Below are 18,627 nucleotides of genomic sequence, written 5' to 3'. Positions count from 1 at the left end.
AATTTAATTATAATAATCGCTTAATAATTCTGTCCACTCTAATCCGGCTTAAACGTTTAATTAATTTATGTACCTGTTTGGGATAGAATTGGCTAGCTTGAATTTGTTGGAAATGGGTAACGATTGTTGTCTTTTCACGAATAGTTATGAGTTCTTGATTCATCTGTTGCTGTAATTCATGTTTAGGATCATGAACAAGTATGGCATTTTCCAAATCTAAACGCCAAGCTCTTGGATTAAGGTTATTACCTGTAATCATCATCCACTCATCATCAACCCAAATACCTTTTAAATGATAAGTTTGATCTTCATCTTTCCATAATCTAATAGTTAACTGTTGTTTATCTATATAATTTTGTAAGCGTTCAACAAAATTTCTTAGGTTAATTTCGTATAAATAAGGTAAACCACCGGAGATGTTGAATGGTTTATCTTCTGGAATATAAAAATCATTAGCTACTTTATCACCAATAATGATTTCAACTTGCTTACCTTTTCTTAATAAACGGATGATGTCACGCACTAATATATTAGGTAAGTTAAAATAAGGCGTACAAAATGTGACTTTTTGTTCAGTCGTGTTTATTAGATGGTGAATAATTTTATTTAGCTGATTATTTCGGCCAAGACCTACAATTGGTGCAACGGATAAAGTATCGTTATCACAATTTCCCGTATATTGATAATTAGCATCCATAAGATGTTGGCGTAGTTGTTTAATTTCTGACTTAATTTGTTTACGTGTTTTATGTTCACTGACATCTAACCGTTGAACGCCATCAAGTGGCAGAAAATTATCATTAACATAATTTACCATTGTATCCGCTAAAACTTTATTAGTGATAAAGTGATATCGGTCATAACGGTATTTATCAAGTTTATATAAATAAACATTATTTATGCTAGCACCACTATAGGTTACAGTGTCGTCAATTATGAATCCTTTTAAATGTAATACACCTAGAACTTCTCGACGATTAACCGGCACCCCATAAACCGGAATATCAATAGATGGATGTTGTTGTTTCAAATCATAATAGTAACGCGCATTCGTTTTAGTTTTATCTTCACCAATTCGACCTCGTTGAGCACGATGCCAATCAACAAAAATTTTAATATCTAAGTTTGGTTGTTGAATTTTTGCTTGATAAAGCGCATCAAGAATTTCTCGGCCAGCTTCATCTTGTTCTAAATAAAGTGCAACAATATAGATACGATGTTGAGCTTTTTTAATCTGTTCAAGCAACGCAACTCTATAAGATTTAGGATCGTAAACAATTTGATATTGTTCGGCTTTTTGTTCAAGCTTGGCTAATTCATTTAAATGTTTTTGATGATTATATTTTATAAAGGGTATTCGCATGTTCTAAATATCATTAAAACTGACACAAAGTGTAGAATACCACAATTTGCGTCAGAACATAATACTCCTATTATTCAGGGGGTAATCTATAATTTAATAGATCGGTTTATTGACTCTTTTCTATACCTAATTATGTTTTTAAGCTTGTTCATTAACCCATTGTTGAATAATTTTATAGCTTAAGGCTAAGACTACAGGGCCGATGAATAAACCCATAATTCCGAAGGCTAGAATTCCGCCAATTACCCCAAATAAGATAAGTAGGAAGGGGAGATCGGCGCCTTTCTTTATCAAATATGCTCGCATTACACTATCTAGGGTGGTCAAAATGATAGCCACAACAATTAAAACTATTCCTGATATAATATGCCCATCCCAAAATTGCCAAATGATACAACCTAACATCACAATAACAGGTCCAATTTGAGCGACGCAGCAGATAAATAATATTAACGTTAAAATGCCTGGAAATGGCATTTTTGTAAAGATAAAACTCATTCCGCCAATTAATGCTAATGTAATAGCAGTGACAACTACGCCTAATGCCACCGCTCGTATTGATTGGCCTGCTAAGGTAACAGTAGTTGTGCCGTATTGTTTAGATAGACGATTAGCCAAAACATAAACATATTTAGTGATACTTTCGCCTTTAAGAAACAATAATAGACTAAAAATAATCATGACACCGGCATGGAAAATAAAAACTCCAATATTGGTTACTTGCTCTAAAAGCCAACCAATCATGATGCCTATATAAGGTTGAATATCGGATATTAATTGTGAACCATCTGTTTTGATAAGCTCAAGCCATTTTTGGTGAACTTCTTCGCCAAACATAGGAATATTTACCAACCAGTCGAAGGTAGGTAATTCTCGATGTGATAAAGTTCTAACCCATTCGACCAGATAGTGACCATTTTGAGCAACACTACTAATGATTAAAATAAAAGGAATAACGCAGACAAATGCCAGAATTATTGCCATGACTAATAAAGATAACCAACGTTTATTAAAAAGTTTTTGTTGAATTTTGATCATTAATGGCCAAGTTGCAATAACCACCATTACTGCCCAAAAAAAGCCAAATAGGAATACTTCAATCACTCGATAAGTTAGAACAATAAGTAAGCCTATTAAGAGTAAATTCAGAATTAATTTTAATAAATCATCAGTTTTTTTTTCTGCTGGCATTTTTATCTCATATTCTTTAATCTAGATAATGTTATTATACGCATTATGTTCTAAAAAGCATACGTTGACGTATTAAGTTAGACAATTTTATTGGAGAAATAAACATGAAAAAATTAATGTTATTAGCTTTGATGGGTGTGGCATTATCTGCTTGCGCAAATACGCAAAAAGCGCCGCAAGAAGTTCAAAAACTAAATGAAATTGCTCCCTATCCGGATGCAAAAGTAGGCTCTACTCGTTATGTTATTCATCTACCTAACTTAAAAGATGAAGTTAATGCTAAAGTAGAGATTTTAATTGGTAAAGAGATGAATGTTGATTGCAATACTCAAAGTTTAGGTGGAATTGTTAAAGAAGAAGAGCTTAAAGGTTGGGGATATTCTTACTATGTCGTTGAAGAAACTAAAGGTAGCATTTCTACAATGATGGCTTGCCCTGAAGGCGCTAACGAGAATAAATTTGTTTCTATCAACCATAAGTTAGGTTTATTGAATTATAACAGCCGTTTACCATTAGTATTCTACGTTCCAAACGATTTGACGGTTAAATATCGTGTATGGCAACCAGAAGCAAAAATTTTGCAAGCTAGTGCCGAATAAAAAAAGTAAATTAATTGTTAATAGCTAGCTAAAAAAGGGTTGATTGATTAAAATATAGTCACTTAGCCCTTAATCTTAGAATATTTGATTTTTTAAGTAGACATCTGAAAAAAAAAAGGTATTTTATCCCTCGTAATGCAAGGTTAGCTCGACATGTTCATTAATTATATTAATAACTTGTGATTGCCTGATTACCTCGGTTTCACCATATTATTTAATTAGTAATAATGGTAAAATTTGGGGGTCCGTTGTATTAAACAATGGGCTTGTGTCTAACATGTAATATCCCTAACTAGAGGAGAAGTGGTGAGCATGTTTACTCAACGTAAAACAATTCTTTCAATCATCGCTGGTGTATCACTAGCATTATCTCAATCTGCTGTAGCTAAAGACCGTGTGGTGCATTTTTATAACTGGGCCGGTCAAATTGGTAATAGCACAATCACTGATTTTGAAAAATCAACTGGTATTAAACTGGTTTATGATGTGTATGATTCCAATGAAGCTCTTGAAGGTAAATTAATGGCCGGTCATTCTGGTTTTGATGTAGTTTCACCTTCAGATAGTTTTTTAGCTAGACAGATTAAAGCTGATATTTATCTACCGTTAGATAAAAGTAAATTGCCTAATTGGAAAAATCTTGATCCTAATTTAATGAAATTAATGGCTAACCATGATCCAGATAATAAGTATGCAATCCCTTATGTATGGATGACTACTGGTATTGGTTATAACATTGATAAAGTTAAAGAACGTCTTGGAGAGGATGCTCCTGTTGACAGTTGGGATTTAGTTTTCAAACCCGAAAATATGGAAAAACTTAAAGATTGTGGTGTGGCATTCTTAGATGCTCCAACTGAAATCTTAGCAAGTGCTCTTCAATATTTAGGTAAAGATCCAAATAGTACTGATGCAAAAGATTATACTGGTGCAGCTTACGAATTGTTGGAAAAAGTAAGACCAAATATCCGTTATTTCCATTCATCTCAATATATTACTGATTTAGCTAATGGTGATATTTGTGTGATTTTAGGTTGGTCAGGTGATATTTTACAATCCCGTGATAGAGCGAACGAAGCTAAAAATGGTGTGCATGTTGGATATCAAATTCCGAAAGAGGGCGCATTAGTGTTCTTTGATACTTTTGCTATTCCAAAAGATTCTGCAAATCCTGATGAGGCTCATGAGTTTTTGAACTTTGTTATGAAACCTGAAATTGCAGCTCAAGTTACTAATGATGTTAATTTCGCTAGCGCTAATAAAGTTGCAAATGATCAGTTTGTTAAGCCAGAAGTGAAAAATGATCCAGCGGTTTATCCAAAACCAGAAGTGATGGAAAAATTATTCACTTTAACGGTGAAAGAACCTAAACTTGAACGTGTGATTACTCGCACATGGACAAAATTGAAAACGGGTAAATAACCGTTTGAAAATGTCAACTAATTGACTTATATATTCTAGACGGGGAGATTTTAAATCTTTCCGTCTCGTTTTTTTTGGCTTGTTGTTATGAGGAAAAAAGCGTGAACGATAAAACAACAAATCAGGTACAGCCTAAAAAAAAGATGATAACTCCATTGTTGGAGATCAAAAATTTAACTAAAGTTTTTAATGATGATTATTATGCCGTTGATGATGTAAATTTAACCATTTATACCGGAGAGATTTTTGCTTTATTGGGCGCTTCTGGTAGTGGTAAATCAACTTTATTGCGGATGCTTGCCGGTTTTGAACAACCGACTTCTGGACAAATTATTTTAGATGGTAAAGATTTATCACAAGTACCTCCTTATAATCGTCCTATTAATATGATGTTTCAATCGTATGCTCTTTTTCCTCACATGACGGTTGAGCAAAATATTGCCTTTGGGTTAAAACAAGATAAATTAGATAAACATGAAATTAAACATCGTGTTGAAGAAATGTTGGCGCTTGTGCATATGGAGCAGTTTGGCAAACGTAAACCTCATCAACTATCAGGTGGTCAAAGACAACGCGTTGCTTTAGCTCGAAGTTTAGCTAAAAGACCTAAATTACTATTGTTAGATGAACCAATGGGGGCATTGGACAAACAACTTCGTGATCGAATGCAGCTTGAAGTAGTTAGCATTTTAGAACAAGTAGGCGCAACCTGTGTAATGGTTACCCATGATCAAGAGGAAGCTATGACCATGGCTGGTCGTATTGCGATTATGAATAAAGGCCAATTTGTGCAAATAGGTGAGCCTGAAGAAATCTATGAACATCCAAACAGCCGTTATAGTGCCGAGTTTATTGGTTCAGTAAATGTATTTGATGGCATCTTACAAGAAACCTTAGAAGATGGATTAATCATCAGTTGTCCTATGATTAAACATCCATTAAAAGTTGATTATGATTCACCTGCAGTAGAAGGTGTACCAATTCAAGTTGCATTACGGCCTGAAAAAATTAAACTTTGTGATGAAATCCCAGACAATGGTTACAATGTTGCAACTGGTGAAGTAGTTGAAATTGCCTATTTAGGTGATCTCTCTATTTATCACGTTAAATTACAAAGTGGACAAATTATTATTGCTCAACTACAAAATGAACATCGTTATCGTAAAGGAATGCCAACTTGGGGTGATATTGTTAATCTTAGTTGGGAAATTGATAGTTGCGTTGTGCTTACCGAATAAACACAAGAGGATATATTGATGCGATCCATTTTATGGGGTTTGTTGTTAAATGCCTTAGTGTTACTTGGTGTTTATTTACGTTTTGTAACCATCAATGCATTTGACAATCTGTTTTTAGATGCGTTATTCACGGCAATGGTATTAAGTCTATTATTATCCTGTCTAGGCACATATTTGGCACATTATAAGCCATCTAAATTTGCTTATCGGCTAATTATAGCGGGTAGTATTGTCTATATACCTGCAGGGTTAGGTTTAGTTGCGATCTATTATGCTTATCGAAAGATGCGATTACAACGTGATGAATCCGACCTGATGACACTATATGGCCGTCTATTGGTAATAGCTATTCCATATTTTTGGATGTTGTTATTATTCTTATTACCGTTTTTGATTGTATTTCGAATCAGCTTTTCTGAAGTAGCGATAGCCGTGCCACCTTATACCGAACTGTTTAGTTATGAAGATGGCCTAGTTAATATTGTTTTAAATGTTGGTAATTATTTTAATCTACTCGAAGATACAATTTATCTAGACTCGTATTTACAATCATTAAAAGTTGCTGCAATTTCAACTTTGTTATGTATTTTGATCGGTTATCCTTTAGCTTGGGCTATTTCGCAATGTAAACCGTCAACCAGAAATATTTTATTACTATTAATCATATTGCCATCATGGACTTCGTTTCTAATTCGGGTTTATGCATGGATTGGTATTTTAAATCCTAATGGTCTATTAAATAATTTCTTGATGTGGTTAGGGGTTATTGATCAGCCATTAATCATCATGAAAACTTACCTAGCTGTTTATATCGGTATTGTTTATTCTTACTTACCTTTTGTGGTATTACCAATTTATACCTCATTAAGTAAAGTCGATACAACGCTGATTGAAGCTGCGTTAGATCTTGGTTGTAAACCAATTAAAACTTTCTTTAAGATTATTGTACCGTTAACCAAAAATGGCGTTATTGCCGGTGGGATGTTGGTCTTTATTCCTGCGGTAGGTGAATATGTTATTCCTGAATTATTAGGTCCTTCTGATGGTTTAATGATTGGTACCCAATTATGGGCTGAATTCTTTAATAATCACGATTGGCCAGCCGCTTCAGCCGTTGCAACAGTGATGTTATTGATATTAATTGTGCCTATTTACTACTTTAATAAGTTTCAAAACCGACAAATGGGAGGTAAATAAATGAATAATTTACCATTAGTCATGCGCTCAGCATTGATTGTTTTTATCTCTGCATTATTAGGTTCAATAGTGCTATCGGTTTTGATTTCTGCATCAGGATTTGCGTTATTAGGTAGTGGTAGCTTATATGTAGGGTGTTTTCTATTTAGCCTTATCCTAACAATTATTGTCACAATTGCATTATTAGTGAGATGTTTAAAAGGGTTAATTCTATTAGTAGTTTTTTCTTTTTTATATATCCCTATGGTCATTTTAATTGTTTATTCGTTCAATAGCTCAAGGCTAGTGACGGTTTGGGCGGAATTTTCAACTAAATGGTATGTTGAATTAATACATAATGAAGCTTTACTTAAAGCAGTAGGATTGAGTTTGACTATTGCGGCAGGCGCAGCTTCGTTGGCGATTGTTCTTGGTACTTTAGCCGCTTTTGCCATCATTCGATTTAGACGATTCCGTGGCTCTAATTTGTTCTCGTTTATGACTACAGCACCATTAGTTATGCCTGATGTCATTACTGGTTTAGCTTTGTTATTGCTATTCGTAGGTATGGGGCAAGCGATTGGTTGGCCAAAAGAACGCGGTGCAATGACTATTTGGATGGCTCATGCAACATTTTGTACCGCTTATGTAACAGTTGTTATTAGTGCAAGATTACGCGAGTTAGATAAGTCAATTGAGGAAGCTGCTTTAGATCTTGGTGCCAATCCATTGAAGGTATTTTTCATTATTACCTTACCGATGATTGCACCGGCATTGGTTTCTGGTTGGTTATTGGCATTTACTTTATCACTTGATGATGTGGTTATTGCTAATTTTGTTACAGGACCTGGTGCAATGACATTACCAAAACTAGTATTTTCTAAGGTTCGCTTAGGTGTCGATCCACAAGTTAATGCTTTAGCAACAATTATTTTACTAATTGTTGGTATTATTGGTTTTATTTCGTGGCTTTGGATGCGACGAGTCGAAAAAAGACATTTGCGTGAAATTCGTATGCGATAATCTATCGATTAATTATTGCCGCTTAATGCGGCAATTTTTTTATCTTAATAAAATATCCGTGTTTTTTTACCTATTTTATATTATAGTGTGCGCAGTCAGTTTACTGACAAAATTCTCAGGGCGGGGTGTAATTCCCCACCGGTGGTATAGCCCACGAGCGCTTAGTAAAAGTCGATTTTATTAAGGACAGCAGATTTGGTGAGATTCCAAAGCCGACAGTTAAAGTCTGGATGAAAGAGAGTGGCTTATCTTTTCTATAATTAGCGTTATAGCTAAATCACTATGGTCAAGCACTTGCCCTGATTCTGGTATTTAATATATTTAAAACTTAATAAATTTTTAATAATTAAGGATAAATATAATTAGTTTAATAAAACAGGATAGGTATCTACCATGAATCAGTTTAATTTAAATGAATTTGGCACATCAATCGAGCGAGTAAACAAAGCAATTTCTTCAATCAAAGCTGGATCTGGTGTGTTAGTTTTGGATGATGAAGATCGGGAAAACGAAGGTGACATTATCTGGGCAGCACAAACTATTACCACTCAGCAAATGGCATTAACGATTCGTTATGGCAGCGGTATAGTTTGTTTATGTATGCCACAATCTTATTGTGATAAATTAGAATTACCGATGATGGTAGCAAATAATACTAGTAAAAATCATACTGCTTTTACTATTTCTATCGAAGCGGCAAAAGGTGTTACAACAGGGGTATCTGCAGCAGATCGAGTAACGACTATCAAGGCAGCGGTAGCTGATGATGCTAAACCAACAGATTTAAATCACCCTGGTCATGTATTTCCGCTAGTTGCCAAAGAAGGTGGAGTACTAAGCCGCCGAGGACATACTGAAGCGTCGGTTGATTTAGTAACATTAGCGGGGTTTAAACCAGCAGCAGTAATTTGTGAAATAACTAATGATGATGGTTCAATGGCAAGAGCTCCACAAGTTGTCGCGTTTGCTAAACAACACCAACTACCAGTGGTAACCATTGAAGATATTGTCGCTTATCTTAAATCAAAGTAGTTGTAACCGACTATTAGCTGTCGGATTAATTATTCGACAGTACTCTCAGTTTTATTTAGTTTATTATTGGTAAATTTCTCTTATTTAGCATATCTTATACTTCTTTGATAATTGAGTTTCTGGCGTAATTTATGTCACGACTAAATTTTTTGTATATTCTAATGATTTTTATCCTAACTGGCTGTCAGTCAAAATCTAATCTATCAAAAAATGTGATTGTTCCAAACACAAAAACTGAAATATTTCATTCAACATCAAATGGCGATTATAAAGTAACTATTTATACCCCTAATAAAACCACTCCCGAGGGTGGTTGGCCAATTATTTATTTACTTGATGGTGACAGCTACTTTTTAACAACTAACGAGATAATTACCAATCAGGCTTGTGAACGTTGTGTTATTCAAGAAGGTATAATTGTCGCCATTGATTATTTTAATCAAACCCGTCGTGATCTTGATTTTCTCCCCAAACCTGAGAATTATGTTTTTGAAGTTTTACCTAATAAGCAAATCAATTTATCAGGTAAATATGGTGGTGCTGATGCCTTTTATGATTTTTTAACTCAAGAACTTAAACCTGAAATAGAAAAGCGCTATGTTATTAATCCTAATCAGCAAGCCATTTTTGGTCATTCATATGGAGGATTATTTAATTTATACATTTTTTTAACTAAACCTGCCATTTTTAATACCTATGTGATATCAAGCCCATCTTTATGGTTTAGTGATGGTTATATGTTTAGTGTATTATCAAAATATCTACTAAATCATCAACATTCTTTAAAACAACCTGTTAATTTGTTGATCTCTGTGGGTGGAGCTGAACAATCTTTATTGCCGGTTGATTATAATTTACCAGAACAAAAACGAAAACTTTTACTAAAACATCGTCAGAATCGGAAAATGGTTGATTATTCAAAACAATTATTTACTCGATTAAAACAGGCTAATATTCATAACCTAACGATAAGTTACAAAATTTATCCTGAACAATCCCATAAAACTGCTGCTGTCGTTGCTCTGCAAGATGGTATTCAATTAAATTTTAGAGTTAAATAAAAACTTATTTAGCCAAATATTCAGAATCAGCTTGAATATAGATAATTTTAATTTATATTACTCCGACCTAATTAATAATGATAACCATTATTAATAAAAATTGTCAGGGATAATATATGAATACAAAATATAAATCGACTTGTTTGTTAGCAGCACTTATCGGTTTTGCTTGTCACAATGCATATGCAGATAATGCTCACTCATCAGTTAATAACGACAACGATTCAGATGAGGTTATGGTTGTAACAGCAGCTGAGCAGACCAAACAAGCTCTGGGTGTTTCAGTGATTACGCAAAAAGATTTAACTAAAATGCCACCCAAAAATGATATTTCAGAAATCATTCGAACCATGCCTGGTGTCAGTTTGACGGGTAACTCAACTAGTGGCCAACGGGGTAATAACCGACAAATTGATATTCGAGGTATGGGGCCAGAAAACACATTAATTTTAGTTGATGGTCGACCAGTAAAAAGTCGTATGTCAGTTCGCTATGGTTGGCGAGGTGAGCGGGATACTCGAGGGGATACCAATTGGGTACCTTCTGATATTATCGAAAGAATTGATGTCCTTCGTGGTCCAGCCGCTGCTCGTTATGGTGATGGTGCTGCCGGTGGTGTAGTGAATATTATCACTAAGCAGCCAAACAAAGAGTGGCATATTTCGTGGAATAGCTATTTAAATCTACCTTCACATAGTAAAGAAGGGGCAACCCAAAGAACAAATATCTTATTAACAGGTGGATTAACGGATAATCTAAGTATGCGTTTATATGGTAATCTCAACAAAACTGAGGCTGATGATTGGGATATCAATAAAAAACATCAAATTAATCCAAGTTCGGTTAGTGCAGGTCGTGAAGGTGTGCGTAATAAAGATATAAATGGCATTCTTCGTTGGGATATCTCTGATAAACAATCACTAGAATTTGAGACAAGTGTTAGTCGTCAAGGTAATATTTACGCTGGTGACACTCAAAATAATAATCCTGATGAATTGGTTAGTCGATTTTATAACGATGAAACTAATAGAATGAATCGTCAAAATTACTCAGTTACTCATCGTGGTTATTGGGACAATGGCGTAAATACCATGTCTTATATCCAACTTGAAAAAACACGGAATACTCGTTTGAATGAAGGTTTAGCTGGTGGCACTGAAGGCCGCTTTAAAGATGATAATTTTTCAACGATTAAATATAATAATTTTACCTTACATAATGAAACTAATTTTCCTTTAACCATCCTGTTACCACAAACCATGACTATTGGTGGTGAGTATAATCATCAAAAGATGAAAGATCCAACTTCAAATACACAAACTTTTACAGAAGGTGAAAGTATACCATGGATTAAAAATAAATATCGTAGTGAAAATGCCTCGGCTAATCTTTGGGGTGTGTTTGTCGAGGATAATATCGAACTGACTCAAACTACTATGTTGACGCCAACATTACGCTATAATCATCAAAGTGAATCAGGAAGTAACTGGAGCCTAGGGTTGAATTTATTTCAGGAAATGGGTGACTATTTTAGTTTGAAACTAGGTATTGCTAGAGCCTATAAAGCGCCTAATTTATATCAAACTAATCCTAATTATCTGCTTTATAGCCGTGGACAAGGCTGTTATGGTGCGGGTGGTAGTTGCTACTTAATAGGTAACAAAAACTTAAAAGCGGAAACAAGTGTAAATAAAGAAATTGGTTTAGAGTTTCACAATAATGAAGGCTTAATTGCGGGCTTAACTTATTTTCGTAATGATTACCATGATAAGATTGATTCAGGATCAAAGCCAGTTGGAAGTGCGGAAGGTGGAAAAAATAAATTTAAAAATTCTAATATTTTTCAGTGGCAAAATGTACCTAAATCGGTGGTTGAAGGACTGGAAGGTAGTTTAACTATTCCTGTTACTTCAAAAATTAATTTTCGTAATAATCTAACTTGGATGTGGCAGTCAAAAAATAAAAAAACGGGTGATTATTTGTCAATCATTCCAAAATACACTATAAATTCTTCAATAGATTGGCAAGCAACTGACAAATTTTCATTGTTAACTGCTGTTACTTGGTATGGTAAACAACGACCGAGAAAATATGATTATTTTGGTGATAAACTGACTGATAGTTCAACTAATCAACTTAGTCCTTATGCTCTATTAAATTTAAGTGGGCAATATCAATTTAACAAGCATTTTACATTCACTGCTGGTGTTGATAATTTGTTTGATAAACGTTTATTTAGAGAAGGTAATTCTTCAACAGTAAGACAATCAAGAAATGGTAGAGTAACCGTTCGTGGGGCTGGTGCAGCAACTTATAATGAACCAGGTAGAACGCTATTTATTAATACTAACATCTCATTTTAAAGTATTATTTACAAGGAACCGCCGAAGTAATCGGCGGATTTATTCGCTTAACCTAAAACCTTTAAAGCACAAGTTTTAGTAATTTTTACACCATTTTCTAATGCTGATGTATCAAAAGTCATATCAGGATGATGTAAACCTGGTGTTAAATCGACACCTAAGCCCCAAAAACCAGATTTTACATCTCTTTCACGTGGATAATTGAAGAAATCTTCGCCACCAGGTGTGAAAATAGGATCTTTTAATCCCTCTTTTCCGAGTACATCGGTAATAGATTCAGCAATGATTTTAGTTACTTCATCGTCTATTTCGGCTGCTGGAATTTCTTTAGATACTTTGATATCAGCTTTAGCACCAATCGATGCTACACTTAATTCAATCGCTTTGAGTGTTTTGGCTTTTAATTCATCCATAGCTGGGTTGGTTGGTGCTCGTAAATCCCAACAAACATAAGCCTCTGATGGAATAGCATTTGTTACACCTGCATCACATATACAACGTGTTGCTTTGACGCTATATGTTAAACTAGGAGCAAGATGAATGGTGTTCACCGCTTGAATGGCCATAGTTGCCGCATCTAAAGCGTTAACGCCTAAATGAGGTCTTGCCCCATGAGCAGGAATACCATGAATATTTACTTCAACTGTGGTTGAAGCGGAATAGAACATAGCCGCTGATGCAAAGCCTTTAGGGCATTCATCTTTAGGGCGAACATGTAAACCGATGATCATATCAACATCATCAATTGCACCGCCTTCAATCATAGCCAGTGCACCAGAACCTAACTCTTCAGCTGGTTGAAAAATCAATTTTAGTTTACCTTTTTTGATATTTCCTTCTTTGATAAGCTCTTGAGCTGCGGTCAATAACATTGATGAATGGCCATCGTGGCCACAAGTGTGTCTGGCACAATGTTGGCCATCAATAATGTGTCCTAAGGCATCCATATCCGCACGTAATGCCAGTACAGGACCTGATTTACCACTGTCATATTCTGCAACAATACCTGTAGTATTATTTATATTACGGGTTACTTTATAGCCAGCTTCTTCTAGTTTATTTGCTATATAGTTTGATGTTTTAACTTCTTCAAATCCTAGCTCAGGAATTTGGTGCAAGTAGTGATAGTGCTCGAGTACATTCGACATAGATATCTCCTTTATCACACAATAAATCGCATAATGATCATAGCTATTAACGCATTAACAATACTATTAATCATTAATAGTGGCCAATATTTTTTAGGCACATCAGCGACACCAAGTAGACGGCCCATATATTGTAATTGTGAGCCCATTAAGAAGATAGCTGGTGCTATAATAGTGATATCAGTACCAGTGAGAATACCACCACTAATTAAATTTACAGCAACACCAGTTCCAGCGGAAGCTGATAACCAAGCTGTCAATAAAACGGTAATTGCTTCACCAGGTAATCCAAATAGTCCCATAACTGGGGCAAATACTTCACCAATTAATTGCATTAGACCGAGTCTTTTTAAGATTTCGGTAATAACAAATGCCATAATAATATTTGGCATTAAATTGTTAATGGCAATATTAAAGCCCTTACGAGCGCCAATTACAAAAATATCTAAAGGGTTGTTAGTCTGTTTTTGATTGCTTGAATTACTCATTGATGAAATCCTTTTTGTAAACTGAATTTAATACAAGGCGGACAAAAATTGCACCGACAAATTTCAATACAATCATAATGACCAGTGGCGTAAATATTGCAACAGACATCGACGCAAAAAGCGCTGAACCAATAGAAAAATAGTTATTTATTAACCCTGCACCAGAATATTGCCATGCACTAATAATGACGAGATCTTTTTTAGTGATCTGTTTTTCATCGTATAATTCTTTGGTTAACACCGCTCCAGCATCAGTACTTTGTAAATCCGTAATTAATGCCAAACCTGTTTTACCCGGAACACCTAATATAGGTTTAAGTAATGGTGTTAACAATTTGTGAGCCGCACGGATCGTACCATAGTGGGTAAAGATTTCTAAGACCCCTAATGCAAGCATTACAGTTGGAATTAATGAAAGAGCGAAAATAAAGCCGGCTCTGGCGCTATTACCACCTTCACCAACAAATGTATTTTTCTCCGGATGGAGCATTGTACCAAACTTACCACTTAAACTGGTAAAATCAAATGCGCCTAACCAAGCTTTTCCATCTACGTTATAAAATAGTCCGGAAAAGAACAGTATGGCCACAATAAGTGACACATAAGCCTTTATGCCGACTTTAAATTCATTGTCCGATTTTTTTGACATTGTCGATTCCTTTTGATTTATTTGATTTATTCTTTAATCGCAGTATTAAATAAGTTTATTCAATGGACCTTATTTGTTTTGATTCTCAGAGTTAAATAAAGTGCCAAGTTTTGTATTCTATATTGATTTTATTTTAAAAAAACCCCTTTCCTCAAAATATTTTATAAATTAATTTATTTTAATATTCCTAACTTGCCTTGATAATTGGGTTACAAGCAAACTATCTAAATTAAAATTGAAAAATGCAATTACAGCTTTTGATAGGTTTCTTAATAATAACAAGATTGGCTAAATGAAGGTTTCAAAATATCTTATTCTTAATAAGAAAGTTATTTAAAAGCATTGAATTATCAATAATTATAGACTTGCCATTTTTTATCCTTCGTTATAGAATTATTTATGCAGGATAAAAAATGATAATGAAATATTACAAAAATATTTCAATAATTATCTTGCAATTTATATAAGGTTGAATTGTTTTTCTGCATAAACATCATAATCTTTAGGTGGCAAACGTTCTTGTTTGCGAACCATCATTTGTTTCATTGAACACATTAATGAAAAAACAATACTAAGCAATAAAAATTGAAAAAAATTAATCGATGAGGTCGTTATGAACAGCAGGAATAAAGAGTGGGCGTTTGTTGTTCTCACCTGCTTTTTTGAATTGTGTTGGGTATTTGGTTTCACTACCGCAAGTCAGTGGTGGCATTGGGTTATTGTCATAATGGTAATCGTTGTTGATTTTACCTTTTTAACCAGTGCATGTAAGACTATTCCTACAGGTACAGTGTATGCGATTTTTTCTGGTGTAGGTGCGATTGGTTCATTAGTTATAGATATGGTCTTGTTTGGTAAAGAAATCAAACTTATTGAAATATTTTTTGTTGCATTAATTATTATTGGTGTTGTGCAACTTAAACGAGCTGATAGCTAATTAACTAAAATTTGGATATATCATATGGGATGGTTATTTATTTTAACTGCTGCAATATTTGAAGTTATTGGTGCTATAGGTCTTAAACTTTATTCACAACAAAAAAATTTATTCCGATTAACGCTATATTGGGGAGGTTTTTTTGTTTCGTTTTCATTATTTTATTTTTCATTAAAGTATCTGGATTTAAGTATTGTGTATCCAGTATGGGTAGGGCTAGGTACTTCAGGTGCAGTATTGGCTAATATGTTTATTTTTAAGGAACCGAAAAATTTTAGTCGAATATTCGGTCTTACTATAATTGTGGTTGGTATTGTAGGTTTGCATTTAACTATGTAATGCAAAATTAATTTATTTTTTTAAATTAGTCGGTTAGGCTGTATTTATTTTAGAGTATTTGCATTAAAACCTAAACTTCTATACAATAGCTTTTATTCCTTTAGTGGGTTGTTAGCTCAGTCGGTAGAGCAGTTGACTCTTAATCAATTGGTCGCGGGTTCGATCCCCTCACAACCCACCACTCCTCTTTTTTAACTTCATGTACAATCATTAAAAATTCCTTGTGGCACAAGGCTTTGTGCTAAAAACATTACTTGCATTTTATTGCGTAAAATTGCGTCAAATTGCACTAAATTGCATATGCATTTGTATACGTTTTTGTATACGCTTATAATATTCATATAAACGTATACAAATATGTTAGGGAAAGCTTGTGGCAATTAACAAATTGACAGATCTAAAAATTAAAAATTTAAAAATTAAAGATAAAAATTATGAAGCAAGTGATGGTAATAATTTATCAATTTTAATTAAAAAAAATGGCTCTAAAATTTGGCGGTTTAGATATTTAAGACCCGATACTAAAAAACCAAATCAATTAAGCTTGGGTGAATATCCTTATATTTCTCTTGCTGAAGCTAGGGAAATAAGGGATAAGTATAAAACTTTGGTATTAGATGGTGTAGATCCTGCTAATTATAAAGAATTAGAAGAAGAACAAAAACACAAAGAAAACAAACTAAAATTTATCAATATTTTCTGGGAATGGGTAAATCATCAAAAATTAAATTTTTTGGACAAAAATGAAATAACGGAAGGGACTTTTAGACGAAATAGAAATATTATAGTAAATCATATTTTAGATTATGATGATTTAGTTAATAAATCTATCAAAGAATTAATACCCGCTGATTTTAAAGAGTATTTACAGCCATTAATCAATCAAAACAAGACTGATCTTGTTTCTAGAATTTGTCAAGTGTTAGGGCGTATTTTTGAATATGCTAAAGTCATGGGATACATAGAATATAATAAATTTTTAAATCTTAAATTTGCAACTCATAGATCTAAAAATATGCCAACTTTACCGCCCAATGAATTACCATTAGTTTTAAAAGCTATTAATGATTATCCTGCGACACAACAAACTAAATTGCTTGCTTATTTTCAGTTATTGACATTAGTTAGACCAGGAGAAGCTGCTACTGCTAAATGGGTGGATATTAATACAGAAAAAGCTTTATGGATTATACCAGAAGATAGTATAAAAATGCGTAGGGAGCATATAGTGCCATTGTCTACACAAGCTTTAAAAATTTTAGAAAAAATGAAAGCTATTACTCCGCCAAATTATGATTATGTATTTATAAATCGAAAATATTCAAAAGACAAAACCAAACACACTAGTAAAGAAACAGTTAATACAATGCTTAAAAGAATGGGCTATAAAGACAAATTAGTTGCGCACGGTTTTAGGTCTATTGCTTCGACAGTTTTAAATGAGAGTTTAGAATTCCATCCTGATCTTATTGAAATATCATTGTCTCACGTTGATAAAAATACTGTTAGAGCAATTTATAACAATGCTAAATATATAAGTAAAAGATTTGAGTTGATGCAGTGGTGGGGGAATTACGTTGAAAAAGCTAGTAATATTTCAATTTTGTAATATTATATTTAATATGTTATTTATTGTTATTTCGAATGTTTTTTTATGAAAAAATACTTATCCGATTTTAAAGTATCTATACAAACAATAAGTTTTGCGGAGCTTGCTAATGCACTTGGTTGTAATGAATCTACGATTTATAGATGGTTGAATGATGAGACTATTAAACTACCCAAACCAATACAAATTGGAAAAAAAAAGATGTGTTTTTTGTTCGAAGAAATAAAAGATTGGCTATATAACAGACCCAGATTTAATAGTTTTTATGATGCAAATGAAGATAAAATTGTTGTTGAGAATACGCAAAATTTAGAAAAAGAATTAGATATAAATAGATTGATTACTAAACAAACAGCTTTAAAAGAATTACAAAAATATAAACATAATTTTTTAACTAATAAAGGTTTTGTTATGCCGTGTATAAAAATTGATGAAGTTGATTTGTTTTTTGCTGGTAATGTAGAAAAATATATTGTTTTAAATGAAGTTTTACCAAAAAAAGATAATTCATCTTCCAAAAAACTTATATTAAAAAAAGTATTATGAAAAAGAGGGTAAACCCTCTTTTATATTATTGTTAAGATGTTTTTTTGTTATTTGTCAGGTCTTACAATTATATAACTTAACGCACAACAGATAATACCTGTCGCAAATAAGTAAAAACCAACAAAAACAAACATTTGTGTACCAGATCCTAGACCTGCAAAAATTTTTATTATTTTTATTGGATTAGCTGTATTAAAAATTGAACTAAATATAAATGTAGTTAATAAATACTCAAAAACAAAAGTTAATAACCAAAAGATTAAGTTTTTTCTACAAATTGCTTTTTGTTGTTCAATTCTATTTTTCTCTAATTTTTTTTGAAGTTCTATTCTTTTTTGTTCTTCAATTTTTTGTTGTTCTTCTTGTTGTTTTTGTTTTTCTTTTTGCGTTTTATCAAAATCATTAATTATATCATCAATTCCTTTATAACTCATTGTTTATAA

17 protein-coding genes, 1 tRNA gene, 1 pseudogene and 1 riboswitch are annotated in these 18,627 nt (G+C 33.2%); of the genes and pseudogenes, 13 read left to right on the top strand and 6 right to left on the bottom strand.

The window, feature by feature from the left end:
• Positions 1-7: 7 nt before the first annotated feature.
• Both pssA and ydiK read right to left on the bottom strand, forming a co-directional pair.
• Positions 8-1,363, bottom strand: a complete 1,356-nt coding sequence (pssA, locus tag AC5LWZ_RS08430) for a CDP-diacylglycerol--serine O-phosphatidyltransferase (protein ID WP_493463474.1) — start codon at positions 1,361-1,363, stop codon at positions 8-10.
• A 138-nt stretch (positions 1,364-1,501) separates the two neighbouring features.
• Positions 1,502-2,554 carry an AI-2E family transporter YdiK gene (gene ydiK / locus AC5LWZ_RS08425; RefSeq protein ID WP_198200224.1) on the bottom strand — a complete coding sequence of 351 codons (1,053 nt, stop codon included), beginning with the start codon at positions 2,552-2,554 and terminating at the stop codon, positions 1,502-1,504.
• Positions 2,555-2,658: 104 nt separating this feature from the next.
• Between ydiK and eco the strand changes: the two genes are divergently transcribed.
• The 8 genes and pseudogenes from eco to AC5LWZ_RS08385 all read left to right on the top strand — a co-directional run bounded on the left by eco (position 2,659) and on the right by AC5LWZ_RS08385 (position 12,468).
• The gene (gene eco, locus AC5LWZ_RS08420) at positions 2,659-3,153 is read left to right on the top strand and encodes a serine protease inhibitor ecotin (protein WP_232350096.1); all 495 of its coding nucleotides are present in this window, start codon (positions 2,659-2,661) and stop codon (positions 3,151-3,153) included.
• A 312-nt stretch (positions 3,154-3,465) separates the two neighbouring features.
• The gene (locus AC5LWZ_RS08415) at positions 3,466-4,575 is read left to right on the top strand and encodes an extracellular solute-binding protein (RefSeq protein ID WP_198201144.1); all 1,110 of its coding nucleotides are present in this window, start codon (positions 3,466-3,468) and stop codon (positions 4,573-4,575) included.
• A gap of 143 nt (positions 4,576-4,718) precedes the next feature.
• Complete coding sequence (gene potG, locus AC5LWZ_RS08410) at positions 4,719-5,813, top strand: putrescine ABC transporter ATP-binding subunit PotG (RefSeq protein WP_198201142.1); 1,095 nt, start codon at positions 4,719-4,721, stop codon at positions 5,811-5,813.
• A 327-nt stretch (positions 5,814-6,140) separates the two neighbouring features.
• Positions 6,141-7,010, top strand: a pseudogene (gene potH, locus AC5LWZ_RS08405) (putrescine ABC transporter permease PotH); the annotation flags it as partial.
• A 243-nt stretch (positions 7,011-7,253) separates the two neighbouring features.
• Positions 7,254-8,012, top strand: a complete 759-nt coding sequence (locus AC5LWZ_RS08400; RefSeq protein ID WP_493464196.1) for an ABC transporter permease subunit — start codon at positions 7,254-7,256, stop codon at positions 8,010-8,012.
• Between the two features lie 107 nt (positions 8,013-8,119).
• Positions 8,120-8,258: riboswitch (FMN riboswitch) on the top strand.
• Positions 8,259-8,405: 147 nt separating this feature from the next.
• Positions 8,406-9,044: a 3,4-dihydroxy-2-butanone-4-phosphate synthase gene (ribB, locus tag AC5LWZ_RS08395; RefSeq protein WP_493463473.1), complete on the top strand. Its 639-nt coding sequence runs from the start codon at positions 8,406-8,408 to the stop codon at positions 9,042-9,044.
• A 131-nt stretch (positions 9,045-9,175) separates the two neighbouring features.
• Positions 9,176-10,105, top strand: coding sequence for an alpha/beta hydrolase (locus tag AC5LWZ_RS08390; RefSeq protein WP_493463472.1), 930 nt, complete (start codon positions 9,176-9,178; stop codon positions 10,103-10,105).
• Between the two features lie 116 nt (positions 10,106-10,221).
• Complete coding sequence (locus tag AC5LWZ_RS08385) at positions 10,222-12,468, top strand: TonB-dependent siderophore receptor (RefSeq protein WP_493463471.1); 2,247 nt, start codon at positions 10,222-10,224, stop codon at positions 12,466-12,468.
• A gap of 47 nt (positions 12,469-12,515) precedes the next feature.
• Here AC5LWZ_RS08385 and AC5LWZ_RS08380 read toward each other — a convergent pair whose 3' ends face one another.
• The 3 genes from AC5LWZ_RS08380 to AC5LWZ_RS08370 are packed head-to-tail and all read right to left on the bottom strand — an operon-like array spanning position 12,516 to position 14,753.
• The gene (locus tag AC5LWZ_RS08380; protein ID WP_493463470.1) at positions 12,516-13,616 is read right to left on the bottom strand and encodes a M20 peptidase aminoacylase family protein; all 1,101 of its coding nucleotides are present in this window, start codon (positions 13,614-13,616) and stop codon (positions 12,516-12,518) included.
• A 14-nt stretch (positions 13,617-13,630) separates the two neighbouring features.
• Positions 13,631-14,104 (bottom strand): YjiG family protein, encoded by a 474-nt coding sequence (locus tag AC5LWZ_RS08375; protein ID WP_110447635.1) that lies wholly within the window; start codon positions 14,102-14,104, stop codon positions 13,631-13,633.
• Complete coding sequence (locus AC5LWZ_RS08370; protein ID WP_110447636.1) at positions 14,097-14,753, bottom strand: nucleoside recognition domain-containing protein; 657 nt, start codon at positions 14,751-14,753, stop codon at positions 14,097-14,099. Before AC5LWZ_RS08370 ends, AC5LWZ_RS08375 begins: the two co-directional genes overlap by 8 nt.
• Before the next feature lie 613 nt (positions 14,754-15,366).
• Between AC5LWZ_RS08370 and AC5LWZ_RS08365 the strand changes: the two genes are divergently transcribed.
• The 5 genes from AC5LWZ_RS08365 to AC5LWZ_RS08345 all read left to right on the top strand — a co-directional run bounded on the left by AC5LWZ_RS08365 (position 15,367) and on the right by AC5LWZ_RS08345 (position 18,184).
• Positions 15,367-15,690 (top strand): DMT family transporter, encoded by a 324-nt coding sequence (locus AC5LWZ_RS08365; protein WP_110447637.1) that lies wholly within the window; start codon positions 15,367-15,369, stop codon positions 15,688-15,690.
• 24 nt (positions 15,691-15,714) lie between these two features.
• Positions 15,715-16,029, top strand: a complete 315-nt coding sequence (locus AC5LWZ_RS08360) for a DMT family transporter (protein ID WP_198200209.1) — start codon at positions 15,715-15,717, stop codon at positions 16,027-16,029.
• A 105-nt stretch (positions 16,030-16,134) separates the two neighbouring features.
• A tRNA-Lys gene (locus AC5LWZ_RS08355) sits at positions 16,135-16,210 on the top strand.
• Positions 16,211-16,402: 192 nt separating this feature from the next.
• Complete coding sequence (locus AC5LWZ_RS08350; protein WP_493463469.1) at positions 16,403-17,638, top strand: tyrosine-type recombinase/integrase; 1,236 nt, start codon at positions 16,403-16,405, stop codon at positions 17,636-17,638.
• 45 nt (positions 17,639-17,683) lie between these two features.
• Positions 17,684-18,184, top strand: coding sequence for a helix-turn-helix transcriptional regulator (locus AC5LWZ_RS08345; RefSeq protein WP_493463468.1), 501 nt, complete (start codon positions 17,684-17,686; stop codon positions 18,182-18,184).
• A gap of 47 nt (positions 18,185-18,231) precedes the next feature.
• Here the strand turns inward: AC5LWZ_RS08345 and AC5LWZ_RS08340 are convergent, their stop codons facing one another.
• Positions 18,232-18,618: a hypothetical protein gene (locus AC5LWZ_RS08340; protein ID WP_493463467.1), complete on the bottom strand. Its 387-nt coding sequence runs from the start codon at positions 18,616-18,618 to the stop codon at positions 18,232-18,234.
• Positions 18,619-18,627: the final 9 nt, after the last annotated feature.

It is taken from the genome of Gilliamella sp. LMG 34362, assembly GCF_984569125.1.
The sequence above is the reverse complement of the archived record's forward strand: the minus strand, read 5'-3'. Positions and strand labels throughout refer to the sequence as shown.